Annotated in this window: 24 protein-coding genes, 1 pseudogene and 2 other annotated features; of the genes and pseudogenes, 16 read left to right on the top strand and 9 right to left on the bottom strand. The window is 36.6% G+C overall.

The features are described from left to right. Nucleotides 1-77: 77 nt before the first annotated feature. The 9 genes from G9F74_RS04805 (at nt 78) to G9F74_RS04765 (ending at nt 6,845) form a co-directional block, all read left to right on the top strand. The gene (locus G9F74_RS04805) at nt 78-767 is read left to right on the top strand and encodes a class I SAM-dependent methyltransferase (protein WP_001078421.1); all 690 of its coding nucleotides are present in this window, start codon (nt 78-80) and stop codon (nt 765-767) included. Then, a complete protein-coding gene (locus G9F74_RS04800) occupies nt 764-1,450 on the top strand; it encodes a glycosyltransferase family protein (protein WP_001271194.1) in 687 nt (228 codons plus the stop codon). Before G9F74_RS04805 ends, G9F74_RS04800 begins: the two co-directional genes overlap by 4 nt. 12 nt (nt 1,451-1,462) lie before the next feature. Then, entirely contained in the window at nt 1,463-2,143 is a 681-nt protein-coding gene (locus tag G9F74_RS04795; protein WP_000651532.1) for a glycosyltransferase family protein, read from the top strand. A 14-nt stretch (nt 2,144-2,157) separates the two neighbouring features. Then, the gene (locus G9F74_RS04790; protein WP_000676183.1) at nt 2,158-2,895 is read left to right on the top strand and encodes a sugar phosphate nucleotidyltransferase; all 738 of its coding nucleotides are present in this window, start codon (nt 2,158-2,160) and stop codon (nt 2,893-2,895) included. 8 nt (nt 2,896-2,903) lie between these two features. Continuing rightward, entirely contained in the window at nt 2,904-3,449 is a 546-nt protein-coding gene (rfbC, locus tag G9F74_RS04785; protein ID WP_000869430.1) for a dTDP-4-dehydrorhamnose 3,5-epimerase, read from the top strand. A 15-nt stretch (nt 3,450-3,464) separates the two neighbouring features. Continuing rightward, entirely contained in the window at nt 3,465-4,436 is a 972-nt protein-coding gene (rfbB, locus tag G9F74_RS04780) for a dTDP-glucose 4,6-dehydratase (protein ID WP_001024154.1), read from the top strand. Between the two features lie 11 nt (nt 4,437-4,447). Beyond that, nucleotides 4,448-5,302, top strand: coding sequence for a dTDP-4-dehydrorhamnose reductase (gene rfbD / locus G9F74_RS04775; protein WP_016108018.1), 855 nt, complete (start codon nt 4,448-4,450; stop codon nt 5,300-5,302). Nucleotides 5,303-5,410: 108 nt separating this feature from the next. Further along, a complete protein-coding gene (gene fabI, locus G9F74_RS04770) occupies nt 5,411-6,181 on the top strand; it encodes an enoyl-ACP reductase FabI (protein WP_000421885.1) in 771 nt (256 codons plus the stop codon). A gap of 142 nt (nt 6,182-6,323) precedes the next feature. Beyond that, entirely contained in the window at nt 6,324-6,845 is a 522-nt protein-coding gene (locus G9F74_RS04765) for a CotO family spore coat protein (protein ID WP_080119760.1), read from the top strand. A 60-nt stretch (nt 6,846-6,905) separates the two neighbouring features. On the opposite strand, the gene exsY is transcribed toward G9F74_RS04765, so the two are convergent. Further along, the gene (gene exsY / locus G9F74_RS04760) at nt 6,906-7,364 is read right to left on the bottom strand and encodes an exosporium assembly protein ExsY (protein WP_001277750.1); all 459 of its coding nucleotides are present in this window, start codon (nt 7,362-7,364) and stop codon (nt 6,906-6,908) included. A gap of 125 nt (nt 7,365-7,489) precedes the next feature. Between exsY and G9F74_RS04755 the strand changes: the two genes are divergently transcribed. Next, nucleotides 7,490-7,849 carry a DUF1360 domain-containing protein gene (locus G9F74_RS04755; protein WP_016108020.1) on the top strand — a complete coding sequence of 120 codons (360 nt, stop codon included), beginning with the start codon at nt 7,490-7,492 and terminating at the stop codon, nt 7,847-7,849. A 102-nt stretch (nt 7,850-7,951) separates the two neighbouring features. Next, a complete protein-coding gene (locus G9F74_RS04750; RefSeq protein WP_033660380.1) occupies nt 7,952-8,137 on the top strand; it encodes a hypothetical protein in 186 nt (61 codons plus the stop codon). Nucleotides 8,138-8,215: 78 nt separating this feature from the next. Here the strand turns inward: G9F74_RS04750 and exsF are convergent, their stop codons facing one another. The 6 genes from exsF to G9F74_RS04720 form a co-directional block, all read right to left on the bottom strand. Next, nucleotides 8,216-8,719 (bottom strand): exosporium protein ExsF, encoded by a 504-nt coding sequence (gene exsF / locus G9F74_RS04745; protein WP_000492940.1) that lies wholly within the window; start codon nt 8,717-8,719, stop codon nt 8,216-8,218. Between the two features lie 167 nt (nt 8,720-8,886). Beyond that, complete coding sequence (cotY, locus tag G9F74_RS04740; protein ID WP_016108021.1) at nt 8,887-9,357, bottom strand: spore coat protein CotY; 471 nt, start codon at nt 9,355-9,357, stop codon at nt 8,887-8,889. A gap of 132 nt (nt 9,358-9,489) precedes the next feature. Further along, nucleotides 9,490-11,556: an ATP-dependent helicase gene (locus G9F74_RS04735; RefSeq protein ID WP_000191189.1), complete on the bottom strand. Its 2,067-nt coding sequence runs from the start codon at nt 11,554-11,556 to the stop codon at nt 9,490-9,492. A gap of 99 nt (nt 11,557-11,655) precedes the next feature. Then, the gene (locus G9F74_RS04730) at nt 11,656-12,078 is read right to left on the bottom strand and encodes a GNAT family N-acetyltransferase (RefSeq protein ID WP_000543300.1); all 423 of its coding nucleotides are present in this window, start codon (nt 12,076-12,078) and stop codon (nt 11,656-11,658) included. 1 nt (nt 12,079) lies between these two features. Beyond that, a complete protein-coding gene (locus G9F74_RS04725) occupies nt 12,080-12,598 on the bottom strand; it encodes a YjcG family protein (RefSeq protein ID WP_000765873.1) in 519 nt (172 codons plus the stop codon). A gap of 93 nt (nt 12,599-12,691) precedes the next feature. Further along, nucleotides 12,692-13,423 (bottom strand): alpha/beta hydrolase, encoded by a 732-nt coding sequence (locus G9F74_RS04720; RefSeq protein WP_001076855.1) that lies wholly within the window; start codon nt 13,421-13,423, stop codon nt 12,692-12,694. Nucleotides 13,424-13,626: 203 nt separating this feature from the next. Between G9F74_RS04720 and G9F74_RS04715 the strand changes: the two genes are divergently transcribed. Beyond that, nucleotides 13,627-14,538 (top strand): DMT family transporter, encoded by a 912-nt coding sequence (locus G9F74_RS04715; protein ID WP_000808238.1) that lies wholly within the window; start codon nt 13,627-13,629, stop codon nt 14,536-14,538. Between the two features lie 77 nt (nt 14,539-14,615). Beyond that, nucleotides 14,616-15,010: pseudogene (locus G9F74_RS04710) on the top strand (PH domain-containing protein). A gap of 24 nt (nt 15,011-15,034) precedes the next feature. Here the strand turns inward: G9F74_RS04710 and G9F74_RS04705 are convergent. Both G9F74_RS04705 and putP read right to left on the bottom strand, forming a co-directional pair. Beyond that, complete coding sequence (locus tag G9F74_RS04705) at nt 15,035-15,433, bottom strand: Ig-like domain-containing protein (protein ID WP_000878713.1); 399 nt, start codon at nt 15,431-15,433, stop codon at nt 15,035-15,037. 159 nt (nt 15,434-15,592) lie between these two features. Further along, on the bottom strand, nt 15,593-17,071 hold the full coding sequence (gene putP / locus G9F74_RS04700) for a sodium/proline symporter PutP (protein ID WP_000107200.1): 1,479 nt from the start codon (nt 17,069-17,071) through the stop codon (nt 15,593-15,595). A 460-nt stretch (nt 17,072-17,531) separates the two neighbouring features. Beyond that, nucleotides 17,532-17,769: a binding site (T-box leader), on the top strand. A 42-nt stretch (nt 17,770-17,811) separates the two neighbouring features. After that, nucleotides 17,812-18,056, top strand: a binding site (T-box leader). A gap of 51 nt (nt 18,057-18,107) precedes the next feature. On the opposite strand from putP, the gene trpE reads away from it, so the two are divergent. From trpE to trpD, 3 genes are read left to right on the top strand one after another with little or no spacing between them, the layout of a single operon-like run. Beyond that, nucleotides 18,108-19,526 (top strand): anthranilate synthase component I, encoded by a 1,419-nt coding sequence (gene trpE, locus G9F74_RS04695; RefSeq protein WP_016108023.1) that lies wholly within the window; start codon nt 18,108-18,110, stop codon nt 19,524-19,526. Then, nucleotides 19,523-20,110 (top strand): aminodeoxychorismate/anthranilate synthase component II, encoded by a 588-nt coding sequence (locus G9F74_RS04690; RefSeq protein ID WP_000636351.1) that lies wholly within the window; start codon nt 19,523-19,525, stop codon nt 20,108-20,110. Before trpE ends, G9F74_RS04690 begins: the two co-directional genes overlap by 4 nt. After that, complete coding sequence (gene trpD / locus G9F74_RS04685) at nt 20,107-21,132, top strand: anthranilate phosphoribosyltransferase (RefSeq protein ID WP_016108024.1); 1,026 nt, start codon at nt 20,107-20,109, stop codon at nt 21,130-21,132. Before G9F74_RS04690 ends, trpD begins: the two co-directional genes overlap by 4 nt.

Below are 21,132 nucleotides of genomic sequence, written 5' to 3'. Positions count from 1 at the left end.
ATGGTATTGGTTATAAAGTGTATTTTGTTCATATGAGATGTATATTTCAAATTCAATTTACATAAGGAGCGTGTGAAATGAATCGGGAAAAAAGTTCTTTATATGAAGAAAAATCTGATTTTTATTATAATGCAGCGAATCCAAATTTATTGAAGCATATAAAAAAGGAATGGAAAGAAGTTCTTGATATTGGTTGCTCGAGCGGTGCATTAGGAGCGGCTATAAAAGAAAATGGTACACGTGTATCAGGAATTGAGGCATTTTCAGAAGCAGCGGAAAAAGCAAAAGAAAAGCTAGATCATGTTGTTTTAGGTGATATAGAGACAATGGATATGCCGTATGAGGAGGGCCAATTTGATTGCGTCATATTTGGTGACGTATTAGAGCATTTGTTTGATCCATGGGCTGTGGTAGAAAAAGTGAAACCATATATCAAACAAAATGGTGTGATTTTAGCTAGTATACCGAACGTTGCTCACATCTCGGTGTTAGCCCCCTTACTCGCTGGAAACTGGACGTATACAGAGTATGGTCTGTTAGATAAAACGCATATTCGTTTCTTTACTTTTAATGAAATGTTAAGACTGTTTTTAAAAGCTGGATATTCAATTAGTAAAGTAGATCGTGTATATGTTGATCATAAAATATATGAGCCACTTATTGAAGAGTTATATGGAATTTGTAAAAAGTATCGTCTTGGAAGTGGCTTCATGGCTGAGACGGTTGTATTTCAATATATTATTGAAGCAGAAAAATCACAATTATGAGTGCGGCAGACAAAACAATATTATTTGTTACATGTATAAATGATCGGAAATTGTATGCACAATGTGCGCGACATATATTGAAATTGGCAGTACCTCCTGGATATACTATACAATTCATGCCGATTCGAAATGCAAAAAGCATGACGAGCGGATACAATCAAGCCATTTCACATCCAGCAAAGTATAAAGTGTATTTACACCAAGATGTATTTATTATAAACGCAGCCTTTTTATACGGATTAATTCAATTATTTGAGGAACATGAACATCTTGGAATGATTGGGATGGTTGGATCGCAATATGTTCCTCCAACTGGTGTATGGAACGAAGGGCGTGGGATTGTCGGGAAAGTCATTGGTTATATGAACGATTTGTTTTATATGGCAAGTTTAGAGCAACCATTTCATGAATCAAAGACGTTTATTCCTGTTGAATGTATTGACGGTTTGTTAATGGCAACACAATATGATATCCCGTGGCGAGAAGACTTATTTGACGGATTTGACTTTTATGATGTATCTCAATCATTTGAATTTAAAAAAGCAGGATATACAGTCGGTGTACCTGTACAGCGCGATGCTTGGTGTATTCATTATCATTTCGATGTGAATATGACAAACTATGAAAAATATAGAAAAGTATTTGTAGAAAACTATATGTCAGATGTGAATAAGGAAGAATAGAGGGGCTACAAAATGAAAGATCACACAATATTAGTCGTTGTTTGTGTAAATAATGAAAAGCTTTTCGAGCAATGCGAGAGGCAAATAAGAAACATTTTTGTTCCCCCTGGCTATGCTGTGCAAATTTTCCCGATACGAGATGCAAAAAGTATGGCAAGTGCATATAACCGTGCTCTTTCATTTCCAGCAAAGTATAAAGTATATATACATCAAGACACGTACCTTATTAATCGTGATATGTTTTATAATCTTATTTCTCTTTTTAAAGAAAATGAAAAACTTGGTTTAATTGGAGTCGCTGGTGCTCAGTTTTTACCGAGTAACGGGATATGGTGGGAAGGGAAAAATTTAGTGGGGAAAGTGATTGAGTATAGAAGACGGAATTATCAATTATTAAATTTAGATCAAGGGTTTTATGGAAATCAATCTTTTATGTCAGTGCAGGCAATCGATGGTTTACTCATGGCAACACAGTATGATATTCCGTGGCGAGAAGATTTATTTCAAGGATTCCACTTTTATGACGTTTCACAGTCTTTAGAGTTTCAAAAGGCTGGCTATCTAATTGGTATCCCTAATCAAGCAAATTTATGGTGTATTCATTATAACGGAGATGAGTTTGATGCCGATACATACGAGAAGTATCGGAAAGTGTTTGTAGAACAGTATAAAGATATACTATCTCCATCATAAGGGAGAGATGTAGGATGAAAGGGATTATTTTAGCGGGCGGAACTGGATCGAGACTATATCCAATTACGAAAGTCACGAATAAACATTTGCTTCCTGTTGGACGGTATCCAATGATTTATCATGCAGTATATAAGCTAAAACAATGCGGGATTACAGATATTATGATAATTACAGGTAAAGAGCATATGGGAGATGTTGTTAGTTTTTTAGGAAGTGGCCACGAATTTGGCGTGTCTTTTACGTATCGGGTGCAAGATAAAGCGGGCGGGATTGCACAAGCTTTAGGTCTTTGTGAAGATTTCGTCGGAAATGATCGTATGGTAGTTATATTAGGAGATAATATTTTTTCAGATGATATTCATCCGTATGTTGAAGAGTTTACAAAGCAAAAAGAAGGTGCGAAAGTGCTATTGCAATCTGTAGAAGATCCTGAAAGGTTTGGTGTAGCGCATATTCAAAACCGAAAAATAATTGAAATTGAAGAAAAGCCGAAAGAGCCGAAAAGCTCTTATGCTGTTACGGGAATTTATTTGTATGATTCGAAAGTCTTTTCTTATATAAAAGAATTAAAACCTTCCGCAAGGGGAGAACTTGAAATTACAGATATAAATAATTGGTATTTAAAACGAGGAGTACTTACTTATAATGAAATGAGCGGTTGGTGGACGGATGCGGGAACTCATGCTTCTCTTCAAAGGGCGAATACGTTAGCACGGGATATGAACTTTGGGAAACAGTTTAACGGAGAATAGGTGAGAATATGAAAGTTGTAGAAACAAACTTTACCGATGCAAAATTGTTAGAACCGAGGTTATTTGGAGATGAGCGTGGCTTTTTTACTGAAAGTTATAATAAGAAGGTGCTAGAAACATTAGGGGTTACGTATTCATTTGTACAGGATAATGTTTCTTATTCAGCAGAAGCGGGAACAATTCGCGGATTACACTTTCAAAAAAATCCGAAAGCACAAACGAAACTTATTCAAGTTATGCAAGGAGCAATCTATGATGTTATCGTTGATTTGCGAAGAGATTCACCAACCTTTAAACAGTGGAGAGGATATATTTTAAGCGCAGATAACCACAGGCAATTATTAGTGCCAAAAGGATTTGCACATGGTTTTTGTACACTTGTCCCGCATACTATTGTTATGTATAAAGTAGATGAATATTATAGTGCTGATCATGACTCTGGTGTGCTTTGGAACGATAAAGAATTAGCGATTCCATGGCCAGTAACAAGTCCTATTTTGTCTGATAAAGATCGAATATTACCGTTACTTCAGGAATGTGAAGATAGCTTTTGAGTAGGAGAGTTGTTTATGAATATATTAGTAACAGGTGGGGCCGGATTTATTGGAAGTAACTTTGTCCATTACATGTTACAAAGCTATGAAACATATAAAATAATAAATTTCGATGCATTAACATATAGCGGAAATTTAAATAACGTAAAGTCTCTTCAAGATCATCCGAATTACTTTTTTGTAAAAGGGGAAATTCAAAATGGAGAGCTGCTGGAACATGTTATTAAGGAACGTGACGTGCAAGTAGTTGTAAATTTCGCAGCTGAATCACATGTAGATCGTAGCATTGAAGATCCGATCCCTTTTTATGATACAAACGTAATCGGGACAGTCACTTTATTAGAATTAGTGAAAAAGTATCCGCATATTAAGCTCGTACAAGTATCAACAGATGAAGTATATGGTTCTTTAGGGAAAACAGGAAAGTTTACTGAGGAAACCCCATTAGCTCCAAATAGTCCGTATTCTTCAAGTAAGGCGAGCGCGGACATGATAGCTTTATCTTATTATAAAACATATAAATTACCAGTTATAGTGACGCGTTGTTCCAATAACTATGGGCCGTATCAATATCCCGAAAAATTAATTCCATTAATGGTTACGAATGCGCTGGAAGGAAAAAAACTACCGTTATATGGTGATGGATTAAATGTAAGAGATTGGTTACATGTAAAGGATCATTGCAGTGCAATTGACATCGTTTTGCATAAGGGGCGTTTAGGAGAAGTATATAATATAGGCGGAAATAATGAAAAAACAAATGTAGATGTTGTGGAACAAATTATTACTCTCTTAGGTAAAACAGAAAAAGATATTGAATTTGTTACAGATCGTTTAGGTCATGATCGTCGTTATGCAATTGATGCACACAAAATGAAGAATGAGTTTGATTGGGAACCGCAGTATACGTTTGAACAAGGGCTAAAAGAAACAGTGGAATGGTATGAAAATCATATAGAATGGTGGAAACCACTAAAAGAAAAGTAAGGGGCATGAAAATGAAAGAGCGGGTTATCATAACAGGAGCAAATGGTCAGTTAGGAAAGCAACTGCAAGAAGAGTTAAGTCCTGAAGAATATGACATATATCCTTTTGATAAAAAGTTACTAGATGTAACAAACATATCCCGAGTTCAACAAGTGGTACAAGAGATAAGACCACATATAATCATTCATTGTGCCGCTTATACGAAGGTGGACCGTGCTGAGAAAGAACAAGATCTTGCTTATTTAATAAATGCAATAGGAGCTCGAAATGTAGCGGTTGCTTCACAATTAGTAGGGGCTAAGTTAGTTTACATTAGTACCGATTATGTATTTCAGGGCGCAAGACCGGATGGGTATGGGGAATTTCATAATCCAGCGCCGATAAATATATACGGGGCCTCTAAGTATGCGGGGGAGCAGTTCGTCAAAGAGTTACATAATAAATACTTTATCGTTCGTACATCGTGGCTGTATGGTAAATATGGAAGTAATTTTGTGAAAACGATGATGCGATTAGGTAAAGAAAAAGATGAAATAACCGTTGTAGCGGATCAAATTGGCTCTCCTACGTACGTGGCAGATTTAAATATGATGGTTAATAAGCTCATTCACACTTCTTTATACGGTACATATCACGTATCCAATAGAGGATCATGTTCTTGGTTTGAATTTGCACAAAAAATATTTTCTTATGCAAATATGAATGTGAATGTATTACCTGTTTCAACGGAAGAATTTGGATCGGAGGCTGTGAGGCCGAAATATTCTATCTTTCAACATAACATGCTAAGATTAAATGGTTTTTTACAAATGCCTTCTTGGGAAGAAGGATTAGAACGTTTTTTTATAGAAACAAAAAGTCATTAACAAATTTATGTTAATGACTTTTTTGTTTGCCTTTAAGCGGTTTTATGGTACTATAATTATAGTATCAGGTACTAATAACAAGTATAAGTATTTCTGGGAGGATATATCATGGAACTATTACAAGGGAAAACATTTGTTGTTATGGGCGTTGCGAACCAAAGAAGTATTGCATGGGGAATTGCTCGCTCTTTGCATAATGCAGGTGCAAAATTAATATTCACATATGCAGGAGAACGTTTAGAAAGAAATGTTCGTGAATTAGCGGACACATTAGAAGGACAAGAATCACTTGTATTACCTTGTGATGTAACGAATGATGAAGAACTTACAGCTTGCTTTGAAACGATTAAGCAAGAAGTTGGTACCATTCACGGTGTAGCACATTGTATTGCTTTTGCAAATCGTGATGATTTAAAAGGTGAATTTGTAGATACTTCTCGCGATGGATTTTTACTTGCACAAAATATTAGTGCATTCTCTTTAACAGCTGTAGCAAGAGAAGCGAAGAAAGTAATGACAGAAGGCGGAAATATTTTAACGTTAACATATCTTGGCGGTGAGCGCGTTGTGAAAAATTATAACGTTATGGGTGTTGCGAAAGCTTCATTAGAAGCGAGCGTAAAATATTTAGCGAACGATTTAGGCCAACATGGCATTCGTGTGAACGCTATTTCTGCAGGACCAATTCGTACGTTATCTGCGAAAGGTGTAGGCGATTTCAACTCAATTTTAAGAGAAATCGAGGAGCGCGCACCACTTCGTCGTACTACAACGCCAGAAGAGGTTGGAGATACAGCAGTATTCCTATTCAGTGATTTAGCACGCGGTGTAACAGGAGAAAATATTCACGTTGATTCAGGATATCATATTTTAGGATAAATATTAATTATAGTTTTTAAAGGACAGTCTCTAAACGTTGAGGCTGTCCTTTTTTATTGTTCTCAGAAAGAACGATTTTTAACGAAAGTTCTTGCCACGTTATGAATATAACTATAATAGTACACGATTTATTCAGCGACGTATGGAAGTGGGAGGGACGAGTGTGAAGAATAAAAATAAAAGTTCAACAGTTGGAAAACCGTTGTTATATATTGCGCAAGTAAATTTAGAACTTGCTGCACCGAAAATAAAACGAATTATATTAACGAATTTTGAAGATGAGGACCGAAAAGAGAAAAGTAATAGAAACGAAAATGTTGTAAGTAGTGCTGTGGAAGAGGTGATAGAACAAGAAGAGCAGCAAATAGAAGAAAAAATAGAAGAAGAGAAACAAGAAGAGCAAGAAGAACAACAGCAAGTGAGAGCCGTCCCATATAATAAATCATTTAAGGATATGGATAATGAAGAAAAAATTCATTTTTTATTAAATCGTCCTCATTACATTCCGAAAGTAAGATGTAGGATAAGAACGACTACCGTCTCATATATAGGATCGATTATATCGTATCGTAATGGCATTGTATCCATTATGCCACCAAATAGTATGAGAGATGTTCGGTTATCTATAGAAGACATCAAATCGATTGATATGGCCGGCTTTTAAATATGTAAAGGTGGTAGAAAGCTTCTACCACCCCAATAGTTTTTTAGTTTACTTAACTTATTAGATAGTAACGTCGCGTAGGCATTGAATCGCACAGAAGCAGCTTAAATCAACAGTAATACAAGTAGATGTCGAGATTAATCTTGCATTTGGTACAGCTAAAAACGTACAAATTGGATCGTCACCAGGCGGTACAGGAGAACCGTCACCTAATACTACAGTTAACACACGTAAGACAGCACAGCTATCATCATCTACGCTTTCCACACGGAAAATTGGAGATCGGCAGCTAGTAAGGCTTGAAGATGGTGCAAATGCTTCAAAAGGTTCACCAGTTTTTGTGTATAAAATAAAAGGGCGTGTATTTGCTACTGATGCAGTATTGTGTGCTCCTAAAAATGGGATTTCACAACCAGATCCACACGTAGTAGTAGAGCAATCTTGTAATTCATTGATGAATTTTACAACGTCAACTACACAATGAGAAGAGCTATGGTGTTTATTTTCGTTACAACTCATTAATGTCACTCCTTATCTTCTTGTTTGTATTTACATTAATAAGATATTGGAGTCGGAGAGATTTGGTCACAATCTCAAGACCTTTTTTTTTAAATAGGCGAAAGAAGATAAGGGAAGGTGGATTCATGCTATTTACAAGCTGGCTTTTATTTTTTATATTCGCGTTAGCTGCTTTTAGGCTCACTCGTTTAATTGTTTATGATAAAATTACAGCTTTTTTGCGAAGACCGTTTATTGATGAATTAGAGATTACGGAACCGGATGGAAGCTTATCAACTTTTACAAAAGTAAAAGGTAAAGGATTAAGAAAATGGATTGGCGAATTATTAAGTTGTTATTGGTGTACAGGTGTATGGGTCAGTGCTTTTTTATTAGTTTTATATAATTGGATCCCAATCGTTGCGGAGCCATTACTTGCATTATTAGCTATCGCAGGTGCAGCAGCAATTATTGAAACAATTACAGGATATTTTATGGGAGAATAATATATTTTAATAACATCAAGAAAAAGCGGAGTTTAAAAGAATGAGGGAACGGAAATAAGGAGTTGTTCATATAGTGAATAGACAGAATTGACAGTAGAGGAGATGTTTGCTGTGAGCAATAATCCAAGGCAAAATTTATATGACCTGCAGCAGTGGTATAATATACAGCAACAACACCAAGCACAACAACAGGCATATCAAGAACAATTGCAACAACAAGGATTTGTGAAGAAAAAGGGATGTAATTGCGGGAAAAAGAAGAACAAAATAAAACAATATGAAGAATGAAACACTCATGTTACTGTGAGTGTTTTTTATTATAAATATAAAAAAGCGGTATTCCTGTTTTAGAAATACCGCTTTTTACTAGCTAATTTGTGCAACTGTTAATGCTGCCGCACGGACGTCTACAGTTCCAATCAATTCAACTGGTACGATTTGAATTAAGTCACCAGGGTTTAAGTTAATAAGAATAACACCACTGGATACGTCTACTTCACCAGTACCAATAACGTTAGAACGAACCGCTGTACCTGATCCAGGAATAATGTTAGCCGGCGTACCTAATGATAAGAAGAAACGACCAGCTTCTGGTGCCGTAGGAACGTTATCAAGACTAATTGTTAATGTATAACTAATTTGATAAATACCAGCTCGTAGAATTCGAATACCATCTCCGACACTTACTGTATCATTTATTACAGGAACAGTAATATTTGGGTTTGGACTTACGCTAGGTAATAGTAATGGTGTAAATAATGAAGCGAACTGAGGTGCAGAAGCGTTGAAAGCAAAACCGAAGGCAGGTAGTGTACTAGCTGGTTTCGCTTCGCAATCAATCTTAGTAAATTCGCAATCAGAAGAGAACATGTTTTTCACTCCTTTATCTGTTTCTACTTTCAGTTAATGAAAAGGACAGGTTCTATGTTCTAGACAAGTTCCCAATTTTATAAAAAATACATAATAATACCTTTTAAGCATGGATTGGGTGGCAGAATTTTCTGCCACCCAATCCATGCTTAAATCGTTATTTAGTTTTAAATCGTAACATCACGTAAGCATTGAATAGCACAGAAGCAACTTAAATCAACCGTAAGACAAGCAGGGGTTGATATTAACCTTGCATTTGGTACATTTAAAAACGTACAAATTGGATCGTCACCAGGTGGTACAGAGGAGCCATCACCTAATACTACAGCTAATGCACGTAACACAGCACAATCATCATCATCGATGCTTTCAACGCGGAAAATTGGAGTTCTACAGCTAACAAGGCTTCCTGATGGTGCAAATGCTTCAAAAGGTTCTCCAGCCTTTGTGTATAAAATAAAAGGACGTGTATTCGCTACTGATGCAGTGTTATGTGCTCCTAAAAATGGAACTTCGCAACCAGATCCACATGTAGTGGTTGCGCATTCTTGTAATTCATGTATAAAACGAACGACATTAGATACACAGTTGAAATCAAAATCATGGTGATGATTATCTTCGTTGCAATTGCAGCTCATTATGTTCACTCCTTATCGTGAGTTCTGACATACACTATTACAATATGAACGGGATATGGTTGATATTACGTTAATTCTTATGATAAAAGCAGGTAATTTGAATAGGAGGGGGGAGTACGAGAAAAGACATCCTTATTTAGTGGATGTCTTTTCAGGTAAGTCTTTTCTTGTAGTATATAAAAAACGAGATATGTCTAATTTCTTTCCTCTGAAAAATTGCGGAGAAGAAATGTAAAGTTCTTCTTTCGCACGTGTAATTGCGACATAGAGTAATCGTCGTTCTTCCTCTAGTGCTTCAGAAGTTTCCGTTACACGGTCATTTGCGTCTTTTAAAGAAGAAGTATGCGGCAAAATACCATCGCTCGCTCCAAGTAAAAAGACGCATGGAAACTCAAGGCCTTTTGCGTTATGAATGGACATAAGCGAAACGGCATCTTTTTGCGGCATAGTTTTTAATGCTTCCATTTCTTTTTGACCTTGAATCGCCTCGTCAATAAATTGTAAGTAAGCTGGAATATCGGTGAAACGAGTTGCAGACTCCATTAATTCTTCTAACATTTCTTCTTGGATGTCTTTATGCATCGTAAAGGAAGAACGATCGTTACTTTGTAAGTACTCTAAATATTTTCCTTTACCATGAATAATTTCTTTTAATGCTTTTTTCGGTTCTAGTTCTTTTATAAATTTAATAAAATCAATGCGCTCATTTACCTTTTTTACTTGAAAAGGTTTCAAGCTCGGATTTAATAATAAGAAATGAAGAAGAGAAGGGAAACGACCTTCACCATATTTCCATTGCTCACGTTCAATAAAGGAAATGCACTCATCTCGGCCGATATACATAGTTGGCAATATGTTAGAAAGAGATTCTAGGCGAAACGGTTCAATCACGAGTCGTAAATGATCTAATACAGGTCTAATTAAAGAGTGCTCGTAAAAGGATTGACTCGCACCGTGTTTAATAAACGGGATTTTATGAATTGTAAGCTGATCAAGTAACGAACGGCTTACAGAATGTGTGCGATACAGTAAACAAAAATCTTTATAGTTTCGTTCGCCACTATCTACTTTCTCTTGAATGAGCTGTAAAATTTGATTTGCTTCATCAAGAGTTGTAGCTGGTCGTGCGTAAAATGGTTGTACACCTTCTTCACGAACAGAATATAGCTCTTTATCAAAACGCTCTTGATTTAGTTTGATAACTTCATTTCCAAGTCCAACGATAAATGGATTGGATCGATAATTCGTATTAAGCGCGATAATCGTTGTATTATCAAATTCCTTTGGGAAAGATAAAATAATTTGATGACTTGCTCCTCGCCAGCCATAGATCGCTTGATCATCATCACCTGCGATAAATAAATTATTTCTTGGCGTGGCTAACAATTTTACAATTTCATATTGTGCATACGATGTATCTTGGAACTCATCTACTTCAATATAGTGAAAACGTTGTTGTAATTGAGTAAGTAAGGGAGCGTTATTTTCTAACATATAATATGTTTCTAATAAGATGTCGTCGAAATCGATATAATTATATCGTTGTTTTACCTCTTCAAAACGTTCGTATACTTCTTTAAATTCTTGTTCAACTGGTGTTTTCGCTTTTACATCTTTCGGACGATTTAAGTTGTTTTTTTCAAGGGAAATCATAGCGAGCATCGTTTCCGCATCATAACCGTCTTTTAAACGTAATTCTTTTAAAATTTTCTTTATCATAATTTGTTTATGTTTTTCATTTGCTAAAATTTGCTGATTATATCCTTGGCTACGAAGCAATTTTAAAAAGACAGAGTGGAATGTACCAGCAACAACATAGCTACTTGTGGCACGATTCATACCTGGTAAATTTGCTACACGACTTCGGATTTCTTCAGCCGCTTTTTGTGTAAATGTAAGCAATAAAATATTCCGTGGATGAACTTGTTTTACATTTACTAAATAACCAACGCGGGTTGTTAAAACAGATGTTTTTCCGCTTCCGGCACCAGCCAATGTAAGAACAGGACCTTCTGTCGTTCGCACAGCTTCTAATTGTTTTTCGTTTAGAAAAACATTTTGCTGTTCGAGAGCGCGGAAATACGCCGCATCTGCATCTTCTTCCATAATTAAATGGGTAGATGTTTTCGGAATATGATATGTCGCACGCGGAATATCAGCGTGTGTTAACGATTTTTGTGAAAATTTTTCTTGTGTCATATATTCACCTTCAAAACTATAGCATCAACATTTAACTTTAGCGGAAGAAAAAGAAAATAGCAATGTAAAAAACAGGAGGGGCTACCTCCTGTTTTCAAATTACAATTCTTTTATCATAACGATGTGAGGAATATTTGCTTCCATAAATACATCAGAACTCGTTACGTATCCAAGTTTTTTATAGAAATCTTCAGCATGTGTTTGGGCATGAAGTTTCAATTTTGGTAGCGAGTTTTTTTTTGCATATGCTTCAAGTGCATCCATTACAATTTTTCCAATGCCTTTTTTACGATGGGAAGCTAGTACGCAAATGCGTTCCATTTTTCCTATTCCATCAATGGTGCGAAAACGACCAGCACCAACTGGAACATCATTATCATATATAACAACGTGTGTTGATGTTTCTTCAAACTCATCATACTCTTCTTCAGCAGAAACGCGTTGTTCATTCACGAATACTTGCTTACGTACAGAGAATGCATCTCTTAGTTGTTCGTCTGTTTGTACGATCTGTGCGTGCAAATTAGTTGTTCCCCTTTCCAAGGTGGAATGTTTCGTGTACAGTCCATGTTCCGTTTTCTAATTGATATAGAAGATGGAAGCGATCAATTGGTTGTTCATAATAGAAATCTTTCATACGTAATCGACCTAATACATCAGCATGCTCTGCATCTGATAAACCTTGTCCGATTGTTAAATGAGGTACGAAAGCGTATTCGCGTTCTTGCGTGAATAATCCGCTATGCATTTCTTCATTTAAGAAAGTAAGTTCAGGTGTTTTTTCTACTTTAAAATAAAGAACATTATTAACAGGTGCGAATGAACCAACTTTTCCGACATGAAGGGTGAAAGGGTTCGTTTTATTTGCGATTGTATGTAGCTCGTTTACAATCGATTCTAATTGTTCATCTTGCGTCTCAAAGGGTGTTTTCAATGTAATATGTGGCGGAACTAATGCGTAGTGCGGATCATAACGCTTACGCAATCCGTTCGCTTTATCTTGAATCATTTTAGATGGAAAAATTACAATGCCTAATTTCATGTTCCAATTCCTCCCTTTGTAAGTCTAGTTAGATTTTGAGAAAAATAAATCTCTTTATCTATTATATCAAATTATTCTGAACACTGCTCTCTATTATTTCATTGATAGAATATGAGAGAAGGCTTTCGGTAAGTCAGCCTGCCAATACTTCCACGTGTGATTACCTTCAAACTCTTCGTAATGCGTGATGAAATTTCTATCTGTAAGAAGAGTATTAAGCTCACGGTTCGGTTCTACGAAATCAGATACTTGTCCATCAGTGCGCTTTACAGCTGTTTCTTCTGTACCAATGACGTGATAAAGTTCTAAAGCCTGTGGATCTTTGAATTCTTTTGCTAAGTTCATTACTGTTTCGTCAACAAATGGTGATTGCATAACGACTTTACCAAATGTATGCGGATACATAAGTGCAGTCATAAAGGAAACTGTACCGCCAAGAGAATCTCCAATTAAAACGCGACCTTTACCCATTTGATACGTTGGATAATTTTCATCGATATATGGAGCAAGCTCGTGAGCAAGGAAACGAATATAAGCAGCATTCTTTACATCGCTTGGGAAATATTTTTCCTTACGATCGTGTACGTTTTTATATGGAATACCGACAATAATTGTGCGGTCAATTTCTTCAGTTTCACGAAGGCTTTCAATTACACGGTGTGCTTTACCGAGCTGAAAATAATCTCTACCATCTTGTGCAATTACAACTGTATGTTTGTGCAGTGGCGTGTAATTTACTGGTAAGTAAACTAAAAGCGTAACATCTTCTTGAAGTGATGCGCTATAAAATGAAATTTCCTCAATTCTCCCTATTGTTTGATTCATGTAGATCCCCCTAAATAAAAGTTTACTGTAATGATTGTAAGGGCGACGCTTATAGTGAAAATGAAAGAACGATTCACTAATAGGTGCCTTAATTTCTATTTTACCATAATGGTACGAAGAATCTAAAAAATTAGTATTTAAGTTAGGAAAGAAAACGGATATAATGAAGTGGGATTTTTGACAGGTGAGAGGGGAGACAGAATTTGAAACAAGAAAGATCAATTGCACTACCGTTAGCCATTTCCATTATAGCTATTTCATTCGCAGCAGTTTTTGTAAAGATGTCCTCAGCACCATCTTCCATCTTAAGTATGTATCGTTTATGGATTATTGTACTTATTATGCTGCCTATTGTTTGGAAGAAGCGGGAAGAGTTCCAGAAGATTCAAATAAAAGATTGGGGATTTTTAATTGGATCTGGATTCTTTTTAGCGCTACATTTTCTTTTATGGTTTGAGTCTTTAAAGCATACAACAGTTGCTAGCTCGACAATTATTTTAGCACTTCAACCGATCGTGTCTTTAGTTGGAGGTTTTTTTCTATTTAAAGAAAGAACAACCTACTCAGCCATTGCAACGATGGGTATCGCTATATTAGGTGTAATGTGTATTGGTTGGGGAGATTTAGGTTTAAGTAAACAAGCAATTTATGGAGATATATTATCCTTTTTAAGTGTAATAGCGGTTGTCGGTTATTTATTTATCGGGCAAACCACAGTAAAGAAAGTATCACACTGGATTTATAGCTTTACAGTTTTTGCATTCGCGGGTATTTTCATGGGAATTTACAATATCGTGTTGCAAGTACCTTTTACAGGTTATACGAAGTGGGACTGGACTATTTTTCTTTTACTTGCGATTGTACCGACAGTGTCACATGTCATTAATAATTGGTTATTAAACTACGTAAATGCAACAACAATTTCAATGAGTATTTTAGGAGAACCAGTTGGGGCGTCTATACTAGCGTTCTTCTTACTTGGAGAAAAATTAAACGCAATGCAAATTATCGGCAGCATGCTCGTATTGTTTGGTGTATCTGTTTTCTTACTGCAGCAACAAAAAAGAACAGCAAAAAATGTGGTGAACGAGCCAGTGTATACACAGGAATTATAATGTTAGCGGAGAAAAGAGAAGTTAGGATACTTCTCTTTTTGTTTTGTAGAAATTTAGGTGAAGAAGGGGGGAGTGTAGTGGAATTTCCATCAAAAAAAGACGCATGGTTATATTCAATCTTTTTCATTATTTTAGGCGCCTGTTTTGCTCCGATATTTGCAGGGAGAGAATATTTTCTTTTGTTTTTTACAATTCCATTGGCAATAGTATTTATTTGGAGTTGGTTTTCAACAAAATATATTGTCGGGGAAGAAACAATTACTATTAGATCAGGTCTCGTAAAAAATGTATATTTATACGAGATATAAAACAAATTTCAAATACGAAAAACCCAATAGCAGCTCACGCATTATCATTCGATCGACTTGAAATTGTTTACGGCGTACATAAAACAGAGATTATTTTTCCTAAAGATAAAGAACAATTCATCAATCTCGTAAAAAGTAAAAATCCCCACATTGTAATAAAGTAAAAGAGTGGCTTCGTAGCCACTCTTTTACTTTGGGTTTGTCATATAAGGTTGTACATGAATGACGCATAGGTCACGAAATTTTCCTTCAGCAGTTGTAACAATTACGACTGCTCTTCCTGCACTTTTTCCAGTAATCGTTACCGTATCTCCTTTTGGATATATGGTAATGATGTCAGAATTCATATTTGTCCAAATAAGTTCTTTATTTGCTGCTTGCATTGGCAAAACGGAAGCTGATAAATCCGCACTTTGTCCAGTTTTTATTTTCAACTTATTTTTTTGCATATGAATACCGATAACGGAAATAACAGAAGGAGCAATTGAAATTTTGGGTGGATTAGGTTGAATGTTTAAACGAGAAGCAGAAGTATTTGTAATAGGTGAAAATTTTCTTATATGTTGTTGCTGGAAAGCTGCTAACATGTTGGAGTCCCCTTTCTGTATAAGTGCTAATACTAATACTATAAAGGAGTAGTGTTATGTTAAATTTAACGAAACATAAAGAATTTGTTAAATTTGAGAAGAAGATTGTCGAACTATAAAAAAATCTCTGCTGTTACGATAACAGCAGAGATTTCTTTTTTATAGACTATCACTATGTTGTTTTTCGAAATTCTCAAATTGCTCTTCAACTTCTTTTGAAGGTTGTGTTAGTAAACTAACGATTACGATTGCTAGTAAACTAATTGTGAAACCAGGAATCATTTCATATAAGAAGTTTGTTAAGAATTTAAATTGAGTCCATATTATAACAGTAGCGGCACCAGAAATCATACCAGCAAGTGCGCCCCATTTCGTCATGCGTTTCCAATATAGACTTAATAAAATAGCTGGTCCAAATGAAGAACCAAATCCAGCCCAAGCGTATCCAACAAGAGCTAAAATCGTATCATTTTGTTTAAACGCTAATGCGCACCCAACTAATGCGATACCAAGAACAGCCATACGACCGACAAATACAAGCTCTTTATCAGAAGCAGAGCGTTTAAAGAAGGTACGATATAAGTCTTCTGTTACAGCACTTGAAGTAACGAGAAGTTGAGATGAAATTGTACTCATAATTGCAGCTAAAATCGCAGCTAATAAAAATCCAGTAATAAGTGGATGGAATAAAATTTTTCCAAGCTCAAGGAAAATTGTCTCTGGGTTAGATAATGTCAACTCTTGTTGTGAATAGTAGGCAATACCGATAAGACCAGTAAACATAGCTCCGACAACAGAGAAAATCATCCAGCTCATACCAATTCTTCGTGCGCTTTTCAGTTCTTTTACAGAAGAAATTGCCATAAAGCGTACGATAATATGAGGTTGTCCAACATAACCAAGGCCCCATGCGAATAAAGAAATCATTCCTAAAGTGGAGGCACCTTTAAAAATATCTAAACGTGTTGGATCTACAGAGCGAATTGTATCAAATGCAGGTCCAAGTCCGTTTGCATTCATAATTGTTACGATAGGAACAAGAATAAGAGCAACTACCATAATGATTCCTTGCACGAAGTCTGTCCAACTTACTGCTAAGAAACCACCAAATAATGTGTAAGCTACAACGACGCTTGCTACAATGAATAATCCAATATGATAGTTCATACCAAATGAATTTTCAAATAATACAGCGCCTGAAACTAACCCTGAAGCTACATAGAAAGTAAAGAAAATCATAATAACAAGTCCGGATACTAAGCGTAGCATGTGAGATTTGTCGTGGAAACGGTGTTCCAAAAATTCTGGGATAGTAATAGAGTTGTTTGCAATTTCAGAGTAGGTACGTAAGCGAGGAGCGACATATAGCCAGTTTGCGTATGCGCCTAGTGTTAGGCCAATTGCAATCCAACTACTACTTAATCCAACGCTAAACATTGCACCGGGTAAGCCCATTAAAAGCCAGCCACTCATATCGGATGCTCCAGCACTTAATGCTGTTACTGCGGGGCCTAGTGTACGACCGCCAAGCATATAATCTGTTAAGTTGGATGTTCGTTTGTAGGCGAAATAGCCGATTACTAACATCCCGAGCATGTAAATAGAGATAGAAGTTAAAGTTAACATCTGCGTACTCATGTAGTTCCCCTTCCTTTTGTCATGTCTTTTGATGCATTTTGCATATTTATCCCGCATTAACGGGCAGTAAAACTCCCACACCTTAAAATTGGCTGGGCAAGGAAGTTAGGTGGGAGATAAACTGCCCGTAAATGCCCGATTGGTGAAGGCTAATAATCAATCGGGGATGAACAAAACCCCCACTGATTAAAGTTTCACTTTATAATCTATCATGATTATTCAGAAAAATCCATGCGCAAATACGAATTTTCTGAAATTTAAGCGTTTTTTGACAGCTCTTTACTTTTGGGATATATGACTTTCTAGCAAAAAACCTTAATTTTAATAGAGTATTTATTATATTTACATAAAAACACGTTGTTTTGTCAATATAATATTGAAAGAAGGGAAAAATATTTTTTTCGAAAAAAGTATTGACTTGTGAAAAAAGTTAAGTCTATAATGAGTGCAACTTAAAAAAATGCAAGCGTTGATGAAGAAGAGTACACATGATGAACATGTCAGAGAGCTGATGGTTGGTGCGAATCAGTATGGGATTGATGTGGAATGGGCTTCGGAGCTTCCAAACCGAAACGAAAGAAGTAGGCTTTGGCGACATGATCTCATCGATACAAGAGACACGTATTGTTTTTGATACGGTAAAGTGCGTTACATTCGTAACGAATTAAGGTGGCACCACGGGAGTACCCGTCCTTTCTATAGGATGAGTACTCCCTTTTTGTGTACAAAAAATTAAATATGTTAAATCGTTTAAGTAAGAAGAGTACGTATATTGGAGACGTTTTAGAGAGTCGGGGACAGGTGGGAGCCCGGTACGGTGCCATATACGGAATGGGCTTACGAGAGGTATGCTGAACAATTTTATTCAGTAGGCAACCCGGGTTCCGCCGTTACAAGGATAAGGTATATATTTTGTACCTGAATAAAGCGGGATGCTTTTGCGTCCAACATGAGGTGGTACCACGGTAAATTTATCGTCCTCTACATATTTCGATATGTAGGGGACTTTTTTATTTTTCAGAGTGAGGTGAAAGGCATGATGACAAAAGAGGAATTTATGAAGCAAAAAGAACAAGGAAAAACATTTTTAGTAATCGCTGAAGAAGAAGGAGATAGCATTACGCCAATTTCTTTATATAGACGTATGACAGGGAAGAAGAAGTTTTTATTAGAGAGCTCACAGCTTCATCAAGATAAAGGGCGCTATTCTTACTTAGGTTGTAATCCGTATGGAGAAGTGAAAAGCATTGGTATGGAAGTCGAACGAACGACACATGGGCAAACAGAAAAGTTGCAAGGTAACGTACTGCAAGTGTTAGAAGGGGGAATTGCATCATCGCAAGTAGAGAGCCCATTCCCATTTTGCGGAGGAGCAGTTGGTTATATAGGGTATGACGTCATTCGGCAGTATGAAAACATTGGAGCAGATTTACACGATCCATTAAATATTCCAGAAGTACACCTTTTACTATATCGTGAGTTTATCGTTTACGATCATTTACGCCAAAAGTTGTCGTTTGTATATGTATGCGGGCAAGATGATTCAGCAGATTATGAAGAAGTATACGAAAGGTTGCAAGTATACAAAGAAGAAGTGCTAAAAGGAGAAGAAGCGGAAGTAAAGGAAATACAATCAACATTATCATTCACTTCTTCTATAACGGAAAAAGAGTTTTGCATGATGGTAGAAACGGCGAAAGAGCATATACGAGCAGGGGACATATTCCAAGTCGTACTATCTCAGCGTTTGCAAAGCGAGTGTAAAGGTGATCCTTTCGCTTTATACCGCAAGCTTCGCATTGCGAATCCATCACCATATATGTTTTATATCGATTTTCAAGATTATGTTGTACTCGGTTCTTCACCAGAAAGCTTGTTATCAGTTAGAGACGATAAAGTGATGACAAATCCAATTGCGGGTACGAGACCGAGAGGGAAAACAAAGCAGGAAGATGCGGAAATTGAAAAAGAACTGTTAGAAAACGAGAAAGAACGAGCAGAGCATATGATGCTTGTGGATCTTGGACGAAACGATATTGGCAGAGTGAGTGAAATTGGATCTGTGACGATAGATAAATATATGAAAGTAGAAAAATATTCTCACGTCATGCACATTGTATCTGAAGTTTACGGAACATTGCGAAAACGAATGAGCGGATTTGACGCATTAGCGTATTGTTTACCAGCGGGGACGGTTTCGGGAGCTCCGAAAATTAGAGCGATGGAAATTATCAATACGTTAGAGCATGAAAAAAGAAATGTATATGCCGGAGCTGTTGGATATATTTCATTCTCAGGAAATCTTGATATGGCGCTCGCCATTCGAACGATGGTTGTAAAAGATGAAAAAGCATATGTTCAGGCAGGAGCAGGTATCGTCTACGATTCAGATCCGGTAGCTGAATATGAAGAAACGTTAAATAAAGCGAGGGCGCTTTTGGAGGTAATGAAATGATTGTACTCATCGATAATTACGATTCGTTCACATATAACTTGTACCAACTGTTAGGCGAATACGAAGAAGAAATTGTAGTCGTAAGAAATGATCAAATAACGATAGAACAGTTAGAAGAGATGAATCCAAAAGGAATTGTGCTTTCACCAGGACCAGGAAAACCAGAAGATGCTGGTATTTGTATCGAAGTTATTCGTCATTTCTATAAGAACGTTCCCATATTAGGGATTTGTCTCGGCCATCAGGCAATTATATCGGCATTTGGAGGAGAAATTGTAAGAGCGGAGCACATTAAACACGGAAAAACATCGCGTGTGAAACATAACGGAACGTCAATCTTTTCGTACGTGACGCAGCCACTAACAGCGATGCGCTACCATTCACTTGTTGCAGAGCAAGCGAGTTTACCACAATGTTTTGATGTGTTAGCAAATGCTATGGATGATGGAGAAATAATGGCGGTTCGTCATAATTATTATCCGCTTTTCGGGTTACAGTTTCATCCAGAATCAATCGCAACAGAAGAAGGCGGAAAGTTAATACGTGCTTTTTTAGGAGAAGTAAAAGAGGAGGAGAGAGTATGAATACCTATCTTCGTAAATTAGTGGAGGGACAACATTTAACAGAAGAAGAAATGTATGAAGCGGGACTTCTTTTATTAAGTGACAACATATTGGAAAGTGAAGTAGCAGCTTTCTTAGTATTACTGAAAGCGAAAGGTGAAACAGCAGAAGAAATATATGGCCTCGTTCGTGCTCTTCGTGAAAAAGCATTGCCGTTTTCAAACCATATAGAAGGCGCGATGGACAATTGCGGAACAGGTGGTGACGGTGCCCAAACGTTCAATGTAAGTACAACATCGGCATTCGTACTAGCAGGAGCAGGTGTAAAGGTGGCAAAGCATGGTAATCGTGCTGTTTCTAGTAAAACAGGAAGTGCGGATTTATTAGAAGAACTCGGTGTAAATATTAGCAGTACGCCAAGCGAAATTGATTATTTACTAGAGCATGTCGGTATCGCTTTCTTATTCGCACCAGCGATGCACCCAGCATTAAGGCGCATTATGAAAATAAGAAAAGAATTAAATGTACCGACAATCTTTAACTTAATTGGCCCTTTAACGAATCCTGTTAACTTAGAAACACAATTTGTCGGTATTTATAAACGAGATATGTTATTACCAGTTGCGCAAGTATTACAGAAGTTAGGGCGGAAACAAGCGCTTGTCGTAAATGGAAGTGGTTTTTTAGATGAAGCATCATTACAAGGAGAAAATCACGTAGCCCTTTTAAAAGATAATGAAATAGTAGAAATGAGTATCGATCCGGAAAAGTATGGTTTCTCAAAAGTGAAAAATGAAGAGATTAGAGGCGGGAATTCAATAGAAAATGCAAAGATTACGCTCGGCGTATTAAATGGAGAAAAGAGTGTTTACCGCGATACCGTTTTATTAAATGCGGGGCTTGCACTTTTCGCAAACGGAAAAGCGGAAACGATTGAAGAGGGAATTAAACTAGCGACACATAGCATTGACTCTGGAAAAGCATTAGCCAAACTAAACTTATTAATTACAGCAAGCAACGAAAAATTAGAAAGGGTGAATTAA

Origin of the sequence: Bacillus sp. EKM202B, assembly GCF_011066025.1 — a bacterium.
GTDB classification, from domain to species: Bacteria; Bacillota; Bacilli; order Bacillales; family Bacillaceae_G; genus Bacillus_A; species Bacillus_A toyonensis.
This window is presented reverse-complemented; position numbering and strand designations above follow the sequence as displayed.

Coding starts and splice junctions, on each gene's coding strand:
- G9F74_RS04805 (WP_001078421.1), top strand. CDS start 78: ATGAATCGGGAAAAAAGTTCTTTATATGAAGAAAAATCTGATTTTTAT.
- G9F74_RS04800 (WP_001271194.1), top strand. CDS start 764: ATGAGTGCGGCAGACAAAACAATATTATTTGTTACATGTATAAATGAT.
- G9F74_RS04795 (WP_000651532.1), top strand. CDS start 1,463: ATGAAAGATCACACAATATTAGTCGTTGTTTGTGTAAATAATGAAAAG.
- G9F74_RS04790 (WP_000676183.1), top strand. CDS start 2,158: ATGAAAGGGATTATTTTAGCGGGCGGAACTGGATCGAGACTATATCCA.
- rfbC (WP_000869430.1), top strand. CDS start 2,904: ATGAAAGTTGTAGAAACAAACTTTACCGATGCAAAATTGTTAGAACCG.
- rfbB (WP_001024154.1), top strand. CDS start 3,465: ATGAATATATTAGTAACAGGTGGGGCCGGATTTATTGGAAGTAACTTT.
- rfbD (WP_016108018.1), top strand. CDS start 4,448: ATGAAAGAGCGGGTTATCATAACAGGAGCAAATGGTCAGTTAGGAAAG.
- fabI (WP_000421885.1), top strand. CDS start 5,411: ATGGAACTATTACAAGGGAAAACATTTGTTGTTATGGGCGTTGCGAAC.
- G9F74_RS04765 (WP_080119760.1), top strand. CDS start 6,324: ATGGAAGTGGGAGGGACGAGTGTGAAGAATAAAAATAAAAGTTCAACA.
- exsY (WP_001277750.1), bottom strand. CDS start 7,364: ATGAGTTGTAACGAAAATAAACACCATAGCTCTTCTCATTGTGTAGTT.
- G9F74_RS04755 (WP_016108020.1), top strand. CDS start 7,490: ATGCTATTTACAAGCTGGCTTTTATTTTTTATATTCGCGTTAGCTGCT.
- G9F74_RS04750 (WP_033660380.1), top strand. CDS start 7,952: ATGTTTGCTGTGAGCAATAATCCAAGGCAAAATTTATATGACCTGCAG.
- exsF (WP_000492940.1), bottom strand. CDS start 8,719: ATGTTCTCTTCTGATTGCGAATTTACTAAGATTGATTGCGAAGCGAAA.
- cotY (WP_016108021.1), bottom strand. CDS start 9,357: ATGAGCTGCAATTGCAACGAAGATAATCATCACCATGATTTTGATTTC.
- G9F74_RS04735 (WP_000191189.1), bottom strand. CDS start 11,556: ATGACACAAGAAAAATTTTCACAAAAATCGTTAACACACGCTGATATT.
- G9F74_RS04725 (WP_000765873.1), bottom strand. CDS start 12,598: ATGAAATTAGGCATTGTAATTTTTCCATCTAAAATGATTCAAGATAAA.
- G9F74_RS04720 (WP_001076855.1), bottom strand. CDS start 13,423: ATGAATCAAACAATAGGGAGAATTGAGGAAATTTCATTTTATAGCGCA.
- G9F74_RS04705 (WP_000878713.1), bottom strand. CDS start 15,433: ATGTTAGCAGCTTTCCAGCAACAACATATAAGAAAATTTTCACCTATT.
- putP (WP_000107200.1), bottom strand. CDS start 17,071: ATGAGTACGCAGATGTTAACTTTAACTTCTATCTCTATTTACATGCTC.
- trpE (WP_016108023.1), top strand. CDS start 18,108: ATGATGACAAAAGAGGAATTTATGAAGCAAAAAGAACAAGGAAAAACA.
- G9F74_RS04690 (WP_000636351.1), top strand. CDS start 19,523: ATGATTGTACTCATCGATAATTACGATTCGTTCACATATAACTTGTAC.
- trpD (WP_016108024.1), top strand. CDS start 20,107: ATGAATACCTATCTTCGTAAATTAGTGGAGGGACAACATTTAACAGAA.